Below are 14336 nucleotides of genomic sequence, written 5' to 3' on the forward strand. Positions count from 1 at the left end.
GCGCCGCGCGGCGGAGCCGCACATCGACACGGCCCCGCGCCCCTTCAGGGCGCGGGCGAACCGCAACCAACTTCGCCAAGGCCGCTCAGAGGAGCGGCACCCACACCCGCATCGCGCCGTCACCGCGGTTGTCCCACTGGTAGTAGGGCACCGCGGTGGCGGTCGTCGGGCGGCGGGTGTCCGCGGCCGCGCTCGGGCCGCCGTGCGTCCGGTACGGCAGGCCCGCCTCGTGGGTGCCGGTGACGGCCACCGCCGCGGTGCGCAGCAGCAGCGTGCGGCCCACCCCGTCGAGGTCGGCCAGCGGCAGTTCCTCGAACGTCGCGTCCGGCGCCAGCGCCAGCTCGTCCACCTCGGTGCCCTCCGGCTGGTCCACCTGCTCGAAGCAGTAGACCAGCGGCCCGCGTTCCACGGCCGCGGCGCCGCGCACGGCGTCGATCCGGGGATGCGGCACGGTCAGCCGGGGCGTCAGGTCGAGGTGCAGGACGACCGTGTCGCCGACGCGCCAGGGGCGGCGCAGCACGGCGTAGCCCTTCTCGTCGGGGTCGGCGGCCTCGGCCTCGCCGTTGACCGCCAGCCGGGTCCGCACGCTCCACGGGGGTATCCGCAGGGCCAGCGCGCACGGCCGCTCCGGCGCCCGGGTGACGGTGATCTCGACGGCCCCGTCCCACGGGTAGTCCGTCGCCACCCGCAGCCCGAACTCGCCGCCGTCCGGCAGCGGGTGGGACAGGGTCATCGGCGCGTACTGCTGGAGGTGCAGAACGGCGCCGTCCGCGTCCCGCGACCAGGTCGCCGCGTGATGCTCCAACGCGGCGACGAGCCGGGTGACCGCGGGCGGGCAGCAGGCCGAGAAGAACCACTCGTCCCGGCACCGCGGATCGCCCACCGCCTCCGCGTGGTCGGGGCGGCGCTGGAGCGGGTTGCCCTTGTAGTACGTCCGGCCGTCGGCCGAACGGGCCGCGCCGAAGGCGTTGAAGAGCGTCCGCTCGATCAGGTCCGCGTACCTGGCCTCGCCGGTGGCCAGCAGCAGCCGCCAGCTCCACTGAACGCTCGCCGCCGACGCGCAGGTCTCGTTGTACGACAGGTCGGGCGGGAGCTCGTACCGCTCGCCGAAGACCTCGCCCACCTGGCGCGAGCCGAGCCCGCCGGTCAGCGAGGTGCGCGACGCCACCATGTCCTCCCAGCGGGCGACGGAGGCGGCGAGCAGCGACGCGTCGCCCGTCTCCACCGCGACGTCGACGATCCCGGCCTCCAGGTAGAGCCCGCGCACGGCGTGGCCGGTGACCGTGGGCGCCTCGCGCACCGGCAGGTGGTCCTGGCGGTGCCGCTCGCCGCGCTTGTGGTCGCCGACCAGACCCCGGCCGCGGCGCTCGACGAAGGCGGTGGCCAGCTCCAGGTACCGGGCCTCGCCCGTCACCCGGTAGAGCTCCACCAGCGCGGTCTCCACCTCGGGGTGGCCGTCCAGGCCCGGCCCGGGATCCGGCAGGAAGACCTCGGCGAGATGGTCGGCGAAGCGCCGCGCCACCGCGAGCAGCCGGCCGTCCGGGTCCACCCCGCCGCGCTGCGCGGCGACCGCGGCCTGCATCAGATGCCCGGCGCAGTAGTGCTCGTGACTGTCCACCAGCTTGGTGTAGCGGGCGTCGGGCTGGGCCACCTGGTAGGCCGAGTCGAGGTAGCCGTCGTCCGCCTGGGCCCGCTCCAGCAGCCGGGCGGTGCGGTCGACGAAGTCGGTCAGCTCGGCCCGTTCGGCCGGTGTGGCGCTGTCGGCGTGCCGGCCGTGCTGCAGCTCCCAGGCCACCGACTCCAGCACCTTGTGCACGTCGGAGTCCATGTACACCGGGCCGCGGAAGGATCCTTCGGCCTCGCCGGCGGCGATGCGGAGGTTGTTCAGGTTGCCGGCCTTCTCCAGCCAGCCGAGCGCGAGCGGCAGGCTGACCTCGCGGTTGACCCGCTGCCAGCGCAGCCAGGGACCGCCGGTCAGCTCGGCGCGGGTGGGGCTGTGCGGCCGGAGGGTCGGGTGGGCGTCGGGGGAGGGGACCACGGGTCCGTGCATCAGGTGCTACTCCATCCGGGGACGTGCGAGAAAGGCGAGGGTCTGGTCGCGCACCCGGAGGATGTGGGCCTCCAGCAGGTCCCTGGCCACCAGGCGGTCGCCGCGCTCCAGCGCGTCGACGATCGCCCGGTGCTCGGAGACGGCCGCGTTCAGCCGGGAGCCGGTGATGGGCGCCACCATCCCGGTGCGCGTGACGTGGATGTTCAACAGCAGGTCGTCGTGCAGCTCCAGCAGCATCGGCAGGCCGCTGAGCTCCACCAGGGCGCGATGGAAGCCGCTGTCGTTCTCCCGGAACTCGATGTACCGGTCCGGGTCCTGAAGGGACAGCCTGGCCAGTTCCTCGGCCTCGTCCACCAGCTCGCGCAGCCGCGCCGGCGGCTCGCGGTCGGTGCGCTCGGCGAAGAGCCGCAGGCTGTGCGACTCCAGCATCAGCCGCAGCTCGAAGAGCTCGTAGATGCTGGACAGCGACGGGATGGCGACGGTGAAGCCGGCCGTCGGGTCGTAGGCCAGCAGACCCCGTTCGTACAGCCGCCCGACCGCGCTGCGCACCGGGGTGCGGCTCATGCCGAGCCGGCGGGCGAACTCACGGATCGGCACCGGCTGGCCCGGCGCGGGGTGTTCCTTCGTCAACCACTCCACCAGGGCCCGGCGCGCGTGGCTCTCCAGGCTCTCCTCGGGGCCCGGTGACGACGCGGACCCCGACGCCGACCCGCCCTGGGCCGAGGTCGCCCTCGGTGAGATCATGCCGCCTCCCTGGCGCTCCACAACTGGGTGTCCGGTGCGTCTCCGGGCCGGTCCCGGCTCCGCCTTTCCCCCGGCTGGGCACATGGTATGCCGCTGGTCGCTGTCCCTTTGCGGGGTTCCGCCATCGTCACAGAATCCCGTCGCATGAGGGTTGACGGCATATTACCCGCACTGCACACTCGTGGCATACCACTGACATGCCTCTGGGGTGCCTATGTCGTTCCCGATGCTTCATGGCATCATCGTGCCCGTCGTGCTACCCATGACGCGCGACGACACGATCGATTCACGGTCGCTGGAATGCCACCTGCGCCACCTGGTGGACGCCGGCGTCCACGGCCTGTGGATCAACGGCACCACGGGGGAGTTCCACGCCCTCGACCCCGAGGAGCGGGCCGCCGCCGTCCGGGTGGCGGCCGAGGTCGCCGACGGACGGGTGCCGGTGGTGGCGCACGTCGGTGACGCCGCGACCCGGCTCGCCGTCCGGCACGCGCGCGCCGCGGTGGCGGCGGGTGCCGACCAGGTGGCCGTCATCGCGCCGTACTTCGCGGAGTTCACCCGCGAGGAGCTGCGCGACCACTACCGGCGGATCGCCGAGGCCGTGGGCTTCCCGATCCTCCACTACCACATGCCGCGGCTGACCAAGATCAGCCTGACCGCCGACTGCGTCCTGGACCTCGCGAAGGAGGGCGTGGTCGCCGGGATCAAGGACAGCGACGGGGACATGGTCTGGTTCCGCCAACTGGTGCGCCGGGCCGCGGACCTCGGCCTGGACCTGCGGTGCTTCACCGGCGGCAGCAGCGTCAGCGACCTGTCGTTCCTGGTCGGCGCCTCCGGCGTCACCTCGTCGCTCGGCAATCTGGCCCCGCGGCACCTCGTCGCCATGTACGGCGCGGCCCAGACCGGCGACTGGGCGCGGGTGACGCGGATGCAGAACCAACTGGAGGACGTCGCCGACGCGATGCGCCGGGCCCGCCGGACGCCGACCCTCTCCTCGATCGTCAGCACCTACAAGTACGTACTCACCGCCCTCGGCCATCTTCAGGCCGAGCACGCCGCGGAACCCCTGGCCCCTCTCGACGAGGAGGAGCGGCAACGCCTCGCCTCGACGGTGGTGCCGATGGTCCGCGCGTTGGAGACGGCGGTTCCCGCAAAGGAGCGTGGACAATGACACCTGAACGGACATTTGGCGGCCCCATGGGCAGACGGGCCGTACTGCGGGGCGGTGTCGGACTGTTCGTCGCGGCCACCGCCTCCGCCTGCAGCTTCTTCGAGACCGACCCCTCCGGCGAGGAGGGCTCCTCGGGCCCCAAGGGCAAGGAGGCGCCGTCGCTGAAGGACCGGGTCGACGCCGGTGACCTGCCCCCGGTCGCGGAGCGCCTGCCCGACAACCCGCTGGTGGTCGAGCCGCTGGACCGGGTCGGCGTGTACGGCGGCAGCTGGCACTCGGCGATGCTCACCCAGGAGGACATGTCCTGGCTGCGCTACTCGATGGGCTACGAGCCGCTGGTGCGCTGGGCCCGCGAATGGGGCGGCACGGCCGGCACCGAGATGCTGCCCAACGTCTGCGAGAGCTACGAGGTCCTGGAGGACGGCAAGGAGTACCGGTTCAAGCTGCGCAGGGGCCTGCGGTGGTCCGACGGCGAGCCGGTCACCGCCGCGGACTTCGACTTCGCCTACAACGACTACAACGTCTACCCGCCGCTGCACCCGGACGCCATCTACGAGCTCTGGCTGTCCCAGTCCGGCGAGCCGGCCCGGTTCGAGGCCATCGACGACTACACCGTCTCGTACGTCTACGAGGAGCCGAAGGCGGGCTTCCTGGAGCAGATCGCCGGCATCTCGGGCCTGACGATGTTCCTGCCCAAGCACTACCTCCAGCAGTTCCACGAGAAGTACAACGAGGACGCGGACCGCCTGGCCGAGGACGCCGGCATGAGCCGCTGGGTGGACAACATCGCACTGAAGGTCGATCCCTGGGTCAACACCGACATGCCCACGCTCAACGCGTGGGTGGCGCAGAACCCGGTGGGCGAGGGCACCTCGCTGGTGGCGGAGCGCAACCCGTACTACTGGAAGGTCGATCCGGACGGCAGCCAGCTGCCGTACATCGACTCGATGGTCTGCGAGATCGTCCAGGACGTCGAGGTCGAGGTGCTCAAGGTCTCCAACGGCGATCTGGACATGCAGCTCTACCACTTCGGCACGATCCGCAACAAGCCGGTGATCGCCCGCAGCCAGGAGGAGGGCGGCTACGAGCTCATCGACTTCGTGCCGGACATCGTCAACACGATGATCATCGGCTTCAACCAGACCCACCCCGACCCCGCCGTGCGTGCCGTCCTCGCCAACAAGGACTTCCGGATCGGCCTGTCGTACGCGATCAACCGGCAGAAGATCATCGACACCATCTACGGCGGGCAGGGCCAGCCGTGGCAGTGCGCGCCCATCCCGGGCAGCGACCTGCACGACCCCGAACTGGGCGAGCAGTACGTCGAGTACGACGTCGACCTCGCCAACGAGGCGCTGGACCGGGCCGGCTACACCGAACGCAACGGCGACGGCATCCGGCTGCGCGAGGACGGCTCGCCCATCAAGTTCAACGTGCTCGTGGTCTCCGACTTCCCCGACCACGTCGACGCCCTGGACCTGATCCGCGCCGACTGGCGGGAGGTCGGCGTCGACGCGACCATCCAGCGGATGGCGGAGACCCTCTACTGGGAGCGGGTCGAGGCGGGTGAGGCGGAGGCCGCCACCTGGACCGGCGGCTCGTTCGACATCCGCACCGGCGGTGGCGGCAACCACTACTACCTGCCGTCCAACCCGCGCGGCTCCTCGCGCTTCGGCTCCGCCTGGGCCAAGTGGTACAGCGCCGGCGGTCGGGACGGCGAGGAACCGCCGGCGGACGTCAGGGAGCAGCTGGAGCTGTTCGACGAGATGCGCGCCACCTTCGACGCGGAGGAGGCGACCGCGCTGGCCAGGGAGATCCTGGAGATCACCAAGGACCGGCTCTACTACCTCGGGATCAGCACCCCGCCCACCGAGTACGGCATCGTCAAGACGAACTTCCACAACGTGCCCCGGTCGTTCCCGGGCGCGGTCGCCTACCAGGCGCCGGGCCCGAGCAGCCCGGAGCAGTACTTCATCTCCGACGAGGCCTGACGGGAGGTCCCATGCTGTCGTTCCTCGTCCGCCGCCTGCTGCTGATGGTCGTGACTCTCTGGGCGATCTCGTTGGCCTCCTTCTTCATCATCAGCCTGCCCCCCGGCGACTACGTGTCCACCCTGGAGGCACAGGCGGAGGCCAGGGGCGAGCTGATGAGCGACGACCAGCTCATGGCGCTCCGGGAGAGGTACGGCCTCGACCAGTCCTTCTTCAGCCAGTACTGGACCTGGATCACCAACATCCTGCTGCACGGCGACTTCGGCCAGGCGTTCGCCTGGAACAGCAGACCGGTGGGTGACCTGATCTGGGACCGGGTGGGCCTGTCGTTCTTCCTGTCCATCAGCACCCTGCTGTTCGTGTGGGCGATCGCCTTCCCGATCGGCATCCTCTCCGCCGTCCGCCAGTACTCGGCGGGGGACTACGTCGCCACCTTCTTCGGGTTCGTCGGCATGGCGATCCCCGAGTTCATGCTGGCGCTGGTCTTCATGTACATCGGGATGCGGTACTTCGGGCAGAGTCCCGGAGGGTTGTTCTCGCCGGAGTACCAGGACGCGGCCTGGAACCTCGGCAAGTTGATGGACCTGGCGTCCCATATGTGGCTGCCGATCCTGATCATCGGAATGTCGGGGACGGCGGGCCTCATCCGGATCACCCGGGCGAACCTGCTGGACGAGCTGCACAAGCCGTACGTCGTGGCGGCCCGCGCCAAGGGCCTGCCCGAGTGGAAGCTGCTGCTGAAGTACCCCGTCCGGATGTCGCTGAGCCCGTTCTTCAGCACCGTCGGCTGGTTGCTGCCCGGGCTGATCAGCGGGGAGACGATCATCTCCATCGTGATGAGCCTGCCGACCACCGGGCCGCTGCTGCTCGGCGGGGTGGAGAACCAGGACATGTACCTGGTGGGCAGCTTCGTGCTGATCCTCAGCGCCCTCACGGTGATCGGCACGTTGATCAGCGATCTCGTGCTGGCCTGGTGGGATCCCCGCATCCGGTACCGCTACGAGGGAAAGTAGGCGCGCATGCTGCGAAAGCCCCGTGCGCTGGCACGAGAAGGCAGCAGGACCTCCGACGCGTCCGACGCCGCCGGCGCCGTCGACACCATCGACGCCGCCGACGCGGCGGCCGCGCCGGAGGGGAGCGCGGCGCGGTCTGCGGGCGCCGACCCGGAGCTCGGCCGCGCCTCCCAGTGGCGGCTGATCTGGCGGAAGTTCCGCCGGCACAAGCTGGCCGTGGGCGGCGCGGTGGTCGTCCTCTTCGTCTACCTGGTGGTCGTCTTCGCCGAGTTCCTGGCGCCGGCGGGCAGCAGCACCACGAACGAGCGGCTCACCTACGCGCCGCCGCAGACGGTGCAGGTGGACTTCAGCTTCTCCGACGGCATCGACCTGTACGTCTACGGGTTCGAGACGCGTCGGGACCCGGAGACCTTCGAACAGGTGCACACCGTCGACGAGTCGAAGAAGATCCCGGTGACCTTCTTCACCAAGGGCGACTCGTACGACATGTGGGGCTTCATCCCCTGGGACCGACATCTGTTCGGTGCGGTGGACCCGGACCAGCGCGTCTACTTCCTCGGCGCGGACAGATCCGGGCGGGACCTGCTGTCCCGCATGATCTACGGCGCCCGGGTGTCGCTGTCCATCGGGCTCATCGGGGTGGCCGTGAGCTTCCTGCTGGGGCTCTTCTTCGGCGGGATCTCCGGCTACTTCGGGGGCGTGGCGGACAGCACCATCCAACGCATCATCGAGTTCCTCATGGCGGTGCCGACGTTGCCGCTCTGGTTGGCGCTCTCGGCGGCGGTGCCACCCGACTGGGGGCCGTTGATGCGGTACTTCGCCATCACCACGATCCTGTCGGTGATCGGCTGGACCGGCCTGGCCCGGGTGGTACGCGGTCGTTTCCTCTCCCTGCGCGAGGACGACTTCGTGATCGCCGCCCGACTCGACGGCTGCGGCAGACGCCGGATCATCTTCCGGCACATGGTGCCGTCCATGTCCAGCCACGTCATCGCCTCGCTGAGCATGGCCGTGCCGGCCATGATCCTCGGCGAGACCGCGATGAGCTTCCTCGGCCTCGGACTGCAGTCCCCGGCGGTCAGCTGGGGCGTGCTGCTCCAGGAGGCACAGAACGTGCGGACGATCGAGACGGCACCGTGGTTGATGCTCCCCGGGCTCGCGGTGTTCGTCACCGTGCTGGCCATGAACTTCGTGGGCGACGGTCTGCGGGACTCCGCCGACCCGTACAAGTAGCCGTGGACGTGGTGAGTCGCCCATGCGTACCGAAGGAGAACCCGTGACCGAGACCGTCCTGCGCGTGCGGGGCCTGCGCACGCACTTCGCGCTGGACGACGGCGTGCTCAGGGCCGTGGACGGCGTCGACCTGGAGATCGGCCGCGGCGAGACCCTGGCCGTGGTCGGCGAGTCGGGGTGCGGCAAGAGCGTGATGGCCCGTTCCATCCTCCGGCTGGTGGACCGTCCCGGACGCATCGTGGGCGGGGAGGTCCTGGTCCGCCGGGGCGACGCCGGCGACGACCCTCGTGACGAGGTCGGAATGGTCGACCTGGTGTCGGCGGACCAGCGCACCCTGCGGTCGGTCCGCGGCAGGCGCATCGCCATGATCTTCCAGGAGCCCATGACCTCCATGAGCCCCATGCACACGCTGGGCAACCAGATCGGCGAGGCCATCCGGCTGCACGAGGGCGTCTCCAAGGCGGAGGCCCGCAAGCGCACCATCGAGCTGCTGGGCCGGGTCGACATCCCGGACCCACGGCGCCGGGTCGACGAGTACCCGTTCCAGATGAGCGGCGGCATGCTGCAACGCGCCATGATCGCCATGGCGCTGTCCTGCAACCCGGAACTGCTGATCGCGGACGAGCCGACCACCGCGCTGGACGTCACCACCCAGGCCCGCATCCTGGAGCTGCTCCAGTCCCTGCAACAGGACTTCGGCATGGCGATCATGCTGATCACCCACGATCTGGGGGTCGCGGCGCAGGTCGCCGACCGGGTGGCGGTGATGTACCTCGGCACCGTCGTGGAACGGGGGGACGTCGGCTCGGTGTTCCGCTCGCCCGGGCATCCCTACACCAAGGCGCTGCTGCGCTCGATCCCGCGCCTGGGCTCCCGGTCGCGGGAACGGCTCAGGCCCGTGCGCGGCATGGTGCCGCACGTCTTCCAGCGCCCGTCCGGCTGCCCCTTCCACCCCCGCTGCGACGAGTTCCAGGCCGGGCGGTGCGATGTGACGGTCCCCCAGCCGGTGCCGGGACCCGAACCGGGCCGCGAGGTGCGCTGCCTGCTCTACGAGGACGACCACGGCGGGCCGGGAGCGACGGAGCGCGCATCCGAGGACGCCCATGAGGAGGCCCACAAGGAGGCCCACAAGGAGGCCGAGGCATGACCACCGCGACCGAACCGCGTTCGGACACCACACTTCTGGAGACCCGCGGGCTGACCAAGTACTTCCCGATCCAACGCGGGCTGTTCGGCCGCGCCGTGCGGCAGGTGCGGGCCGTCGACGGGGTCGACCTGCGCATCCCGACCGGGCGCACCGTCGCGCTGGTGGGGGAGTCGGGATGCGGCAAGTCCACCCTGGGCCGCTGCCTGATGCGGGTGTACGAACCGACCTCGGGCCAGATCCTCTTCAGGTCGGTCGACGGCGCGGAGGTGGATCTCGCCCGGCTCGGCGAGCGGGCGCTCAAGCCCTACCGCAGCCAGATCCGGCTGGTGTTCCAGGACCCGTTCTCCTCGCTGAACCCGCGGATGACGCTGCTCCAGATCGTCGGCGAGCCGCTGCGGGTCAACCGCGGGCTGCGCGGCGCGGAGCTGGAGGAGCACGTCGCGGAGCTGCTGCGCCGGGTCGGCCTGCGCCCCGAGTACATGCGGCGCTACCCGAACGCGTTCAGCGGCGGCCAGCGCCAGCGCGTCGGCATCGCGCGGGCGCTGGCGCTCTCCCCGCGCCTGGTGGTGGCGGACGAGGCGGTCAGCGCGCTCGACGTCTCCGTGCGGGCGCAGATCCTCAACCTGCTGAAGGACCTGCAGGACGAGGAGGAGCTGACCTACCTCTTCATCTCCCACGACCTCGGGGTGGTGGAGTACATGGCCGACGAGGTCGTGGTGATGTACGTGGGCAAGGTGGTGGAGACCGGCGCCACCGACGAGCTGTACGGCGCCCCGCTGCACCCGTACACCGAGGCGCTGCTGTCCGCCGTGCCGGACCCCGACCCCCCGTCGGAGCCGGGCGTCCGGCGCCGGGAGCGCATCGTGCTGCGCGGCGAGGTCGCCGACCCGTCCCGGGTGCCCAGCGGCTGCCCGTTCCATCCGCGCTGCTTCTACGCCCAGGACCGCTGCGCCACCGAGGTGCCGGCGCTCCGCGAGATCCGGCCAGGACGCTCCGCCGCCTGCCACTTCGCCGAGGAACTCGACCTGCGAGGAGTGACCGTATGACCGACGGCACAGACAGCGCCGACAGCACCGGCACCGGCAACCAGCCGGACGATCCGCGTTTCGACGGGGTGCTCCGCGCCTCGGCGACCGACCCGGCGCTGCGCGAGGCGTTGCTGCCCGTGCTGCACCACGGGGACAGCCACGCGGCCAACCTGCTGGAGCTGGACGACGGTGACCTGCTGTGCGCCTGGTTCAACGGTCCGGACGAGGGCGACCGGGAGACCAACGTCGTCGTCTCCCGGCTGCCGCGCGGCGCGGACCGCTGGACCGAGCCCGAACTGCTGGCCTGCGACCCCGAACGGTCCGAGCAGAACCCGGTGCTCGCGCAGGACGCCGAGGGCACCGTCTGGCTGTTCCACCCCTCCAACACCCCGCACAACCAGAAGACGGCGCGGCTGGTGGTGCGCACCTCGCGGGACCGCGGCCACACCTGGAGCGAGCCGCGGGTGCTCTTCGAGGGGCCGGGCTTCTTCGTGCGCAACCCGCCGCTGACCCTCTCCGACGGCTCCTGGCTGCTGCCCGCCTACTGGTGCCGCCCGGCCGGCGAGCACAGCACCGCCATGATCAGCGCCGACGGCGGCGCGACCTGGACGGAGCACGACCTGCGGGACAGCGACCATCTGGTGCAGATGACCGCCGTGGAGCGCACCGACGGCAGCCTGTTCGCGATGTTCCGCAGCCGCGCCGCCGACCGGATCTGGGCCTGCGAGTCCTTCGACCACGGCCGGACCTGGACCCGGCTCACCCGGACGGAGATGCCCAACAACAACTCCGCCGTCCAGCTCACCGCGCTGGCGAGCGGCGCCCTCGCGCTCGTCTACAACGACGCCACGCTGGAGCGCGACCAGTACCGCTGGGTCGGCAAGGGGGCGGGCCGGCGCAAGAAGGCGCTGCGCACCCCGCTGACCCTGGCGCTCTCCGACGACGGCGGCCAGACCTGGCCGCACCGCAGGAACGTGCAGGTCGCCGACGAGGAGTACTGGGACAACGAGCTCGGCTACTCCTACCCCACGGTCATTCAGACCCGCGACGGCCGGCTGCACGTGGCCTACTCCTTCCTCCGCAAGACGATCAAGCACGTGACGCTCGACGAGGACTGGATCAGGGCCGGGACCACCGCGGGGACCACCGAGGGGACCACTGCCCGGGACGCCGCCGGCGACGCCGAGGGCGAGGGCGACGGCGGGGACCAACCGTGACCGTGGAGCGGTGGGGCGTGCACGAGGTCGAGCTGACCGGCCCGGCGCACGGCAACCCCTACGCGGACGTCCGGCTGACCGCCGAGTTCCAGTACCGCAACCGGATCGTCGAGGTCGACGGCTTCTACGACGGCGACGGACGCTACGTCGTCCGCTTCTCCCCGGACCGGGAGGGCACCTGGCGGTACGTCACCCGCTCCAACGCGCCCGAGCTCGACGGCCGGCGCGGCACCTTCGCCTGCGGACCCCCGGGCCCCGGCAACCACGGCCCGGTGCGGGTGCGCGGCGGGCACGCGTTCGGGTACGCCGACGGGACCCGCTACCTCCCGTTGGGCACCACCTGCTACCACTGGACGCACTACGCCGACGACGAGCTGGAGGAGTCCACCCTCCGCTCCCTGGCGGACTCGCCGTTCACCAAGGTGCGGATGTGCCTGCTGCCCACGAAGGACATGGTGCCGCCGCTGCTGGCCTTTCCCGGTGACACGCCGGGGCGGCTGGACCTGACCCGCTTCGAACCGGCGTTCTTCGCCCGGTTCGAGCGCCGGCTGCGCGATCTGCTGGCCCTCGGCATCGAGGCCGACGTCATCCTCCTCCACCCCTACGACAAGGGCCACTGGGGCGTGGACGACATGACCCGCGAGCAGGACTTCTTCCTGCTGCGCTACACGCTGGCGCGGCTGTCCGCCTTCCGGCACGTGTGGTGGTCGATCTCCAACGAGTACGACTTCAACCGCGCCAAGACCGCGGAGGACTGGGAGCGGCTCGGTCAGTTCGTGCAGCGGCACGACCCGTACCAGCGGCTGCGATCGATCCACAACGGCACCCGGATGTACGAGTACGAGCGGATCTACGACTTCACCAGGCCCTGGATCACCCACCAGAGCATCCAGCACTGGGACGCCCGGCTCACCGGCGACTGGGTGGCCGCCTGCCCCAAACCGGTGGTCATCGACGAGATCGGCTACGAGGGCACGGTCGAGCGGCGCTGGGGGAACATCACCGGCCGGGCGCTGTTGCGGCAGTTCTGGCACGCGGCCGCGGCCGGAGGCTTCGTGGGACACGGCGAGTGCTACCCGGACGGCCGCTACGACGACTCCGCCTGGATCTCCCGGGGCGGTCGGCTGCGCGGCGAGAGCGTGCCGCGGATCGCCTTCCTGCGCCGGCTGCTGGAGGAGGGGCCGGCCGACATCGTCGGCGCGCGGCGGCGCGGGGAGTACTGGCTGGAGTACGTCGGTGCCCGGCAGCCCGCCCATCTGGACGTCGAGCTGCCCCCGGGCGCGGCGTACCGGGTCGAGCTGATCGACACCTGGGACATGACCGTCACCGAGCTGCCCGGCGTGCATCGCGAGCGGGTCCGGGTGGCGTTGGACGGGCGGCTCGACCTGGCCGTGCGAGTCAGGAGGACGGAATGACCGCGGACGTGTCGTTGAGCCCGGAGACGCCCGAGACGCCGGAGGGGCCGGAGACGGTGGAGACGGTGGAGCGGTGGGGGGTCTTCGAGCTGCCGCTCCCTCCCGCATCCGCTCCCGCATCCGACCCTGCCTCCGGCGTGGACGCCGAGGTGGTCTTCCAGCACGGCCCGCACGGCGAACGCCGTTTCTTCGCGACCCCCTTCGTCGACGACGCCGGGCGGCGACTGGTGCGTTTCATGCCGGACGCGGAGGGCCCGTGGCGCTACCACGGCGCCGGCACGGGCGGCGGCTTCCACTGCACCCCGCCGGGGGCCGGCAACCACGGGCCCGTGCGGGCCCGTGGGTCGCGGTTCCGCCACGCCGACGGCCGGCCGTTCCACCCGTTCGGCACCACCCTGGCGGAGGCCGGCCCCGACACCCGGCGCGCGCTGGCCGCGGGACCCTTCAACCGGGTCCGGCTGCGCTGCGCCCCAGAGCTGCCCCTGGGCCGCCTGGAGGAACAGGTCCGCGGCCTGCTGGACCTGGGCATCGAGGCCGAGGTGCCGCTGCTCGGCCGGGACGTCGCCGGCACCGTGCCGCGGCTCGCCGCCTACCGCAACGTGTGGTGGTGCGCGCCGCCCGACCCCGACGTGCTGGCCGCGATCCGGGAGCACGACCACGGGCGGCACCTGCTGACCGTGCACGGTGACGCTCCCCCAGGCCCTGGGGGCCTGGGAGGTGCCCCCGTCACCGACTGGGGCGCGCCGTGGATCACCCACGCCAGCGTGCGGCACGAGGAGACCCGGGCCGTCTCCGCCCTCGTCGCGGACCTGGCCAAGCCGGTGATCCTCGACGACTGCGGCGCCGAGGGCGACGCCCCCGCGCCCGCGGACAGCCTGACCGCGCGGGAGCTCGTCTCCCGGATCTGGGAGGGCGTGTGCCAGGGCGGCTACGTCACCCACGGCGAGGCGTACGGGGCGCGGCCCTGGCGGACGCACGGCGGAGCGCCGCGCGGCGAGAGCGCGCCGCGGATCGCGTTCCTGCGGGAGGTGCTGGCCGACGCGCCGGGCGACCTGCGGCACAACCCGGCGTACTACGACGCGTCGACGGTGGAGGCGCCGGGCACCTTCTGCCTCCAGTACCTGGGCCCGCACCGCTTTCCGGTGCGGCGCTTCCGGCCGGGCGCCGGCATCTGGCAGGTCGAGGTGATCGACTCCTGGAACATGACGATCGGCGCGCCCTTCACGGTGCGCGCCGACGCCGGGGCCGAGGAGTTCGGGGTGGAGCTTCCGGCGGAGCCGTACCACGCGGTACGGCTCCGCCGGGTGCCCGGCGCCTGAGGGAGGTC

At 71.6% G+C, this 14336-nt stretch carries 11 protein-coding genes; 9 read left to right on the top strand and 2 right to left on the bottom strand.

The window, feature by feature from the left end:
- Positions 1-85 precede the first annotated feature (85 nt).
- Positions 86-2050, bottom strand: a complete 1965-nt coding sequence (locus ABGB06_RS21175) for a beta-L-arabinofuranosidase domain-containing protein (RefSeq protein WP_347591692.1) — start codon at positions 2048-2050, stop codon at positions 86-88.
- 6 nt (positions 2051-2056) lie between these two features.
- Complete coding sequence (locus tag ABGB06_RS21180) at positions 2057-2794, bottom strand: GntR family transcriptional regulator (protein WP_347591694.1); 738 nt, start codon at positions 2792-2794, stop codon at positions 2057-2059.
- 226 nt (positions 2795-3020) lie between these two features.
- Between ABGB06_RS21180 and ABGB06_RS21185 the strand changes: the two genes are divergently transcribed.
- From ABGB06_RS21185 to ABGB06_RS21225, 9 genes are read left to right on the top strand one after another with little or no spacing between them, the layout of a single operon-like run.
- Positions 3021-3965 (top strand): dihydrodipicolinate synthase family protein, encoded by a 945-nt coding sequence (locus ABGB06_RS21185; RefSeq protein WP_347591695.1) that lies wholly within the window; start codon positions 3021-3023, stop codon positions 3963-3965.
- A complete protein-coding gene (locus ABGB06_RS21190; RefSeq protein ID WP_347591697.1) occupies positions 3962-5956 on the top strand; it encodes an ABC transporter substrate-binding protein in 1995 nt (664 codons plus the stop codon). Before ABGB06_RS21185 ends, ABGB06_RS21190 begins: the two co-directional genes overlap by 4 nt.
- Before the next feature lie 11 nt (positions 5957-5967).
- A complete protein-coding gene (locus ABGB06_RS21195) occupies positions 5968-6969 on the top strand; it encodes an ABC transporter permease (RefSeq protein WP_347591699.1) in 1002 nt (333 codons plus the stop codon).
- A 6-nt stretch (positions 6970-6975) separates the two neighbouring features.
- Positions 6976-8202: an ABC transporter permease gene (locus ABGB06_RS21200; protein WP_347591701.1), complete on the top strand. Its 1227-nt coding sequence runs from the start codon at positions 6976-6978 to the stop codon at positions 8200-8202.
- A gap of 43 nt (positions 8203-8245) precedes the next feature.
- A complete protein-coding gene (locus tag ABGB06_RS21205) occupies positions 8246-9349 on the top strand; it encodes an ABC transporter ATP-binding protein (protein WP_347591703.1) in 1104 nt (367 codons plus the stop codon).
- The gene (locus ABGB06_RS21210; protein ID WP_347591705.1) at positions 9346-10395 is read left to right on the top strand and encodes an oligopeptide/dipeptide ABC transporter ATP-binding protein; all 1050 of its coding nucleotides are present in this window, start codon (positions 9346-9348) and stop codon (positions 10393-10395) included. The genes ABGB06_RS21205 and ABGB06_RS21210 overlap by 4 nt, the downstream gene beginning before the upstream one ends.
- Entirely contained in the window at positions 10392-11594 is a 1203-nt protein-coding gene (locus ABGB06_RS21215; RefSeq protein WP_347591707.1) for a sialidase family protein, read from the top strand. Before ABGB06_RS21210 ends, ABGB06_RS21215 begins: the two co-directional genes overlap by 4 nt.
- Complete coding sequence (locus ABGB06_RS21220; protein WP_347591709.1) at positions 11591-13009, top strand: DUF5060 domain-containing protein; 1419 nt, start codon at positions 11591-11593, stop codon at positions 13007-13009. The genes ABGB06_RS21215 and ABGB06_RS21220 overlap by 4 nt, the downstream gene beginning before the upstream one ends.
- Positions 13006-14328, top strand: coding sequence for a DUF5605 domain-containing protein (locus tag ABGB06_RS21225; protein ID WP_347591711.1), 1323 nt, complete (start codon positions 13006-13008; stop codon positions 14326-14328). Before ABGB06_RS21220 ends, ABGB06_RS21225 begins: the two co-directional genes overlap by 4 nt.
- Positions 14329-14336: the final 8 nt, after the last annotated feature.

Source organism: Streptomyces sp. B6B3, assembly GCF_039871525.1.
Classification (GTDB): Bacteria; Actinomycetota; Actinomycetes; order Streptomycetales; family Streptomycetaceae; genus Streptomyces.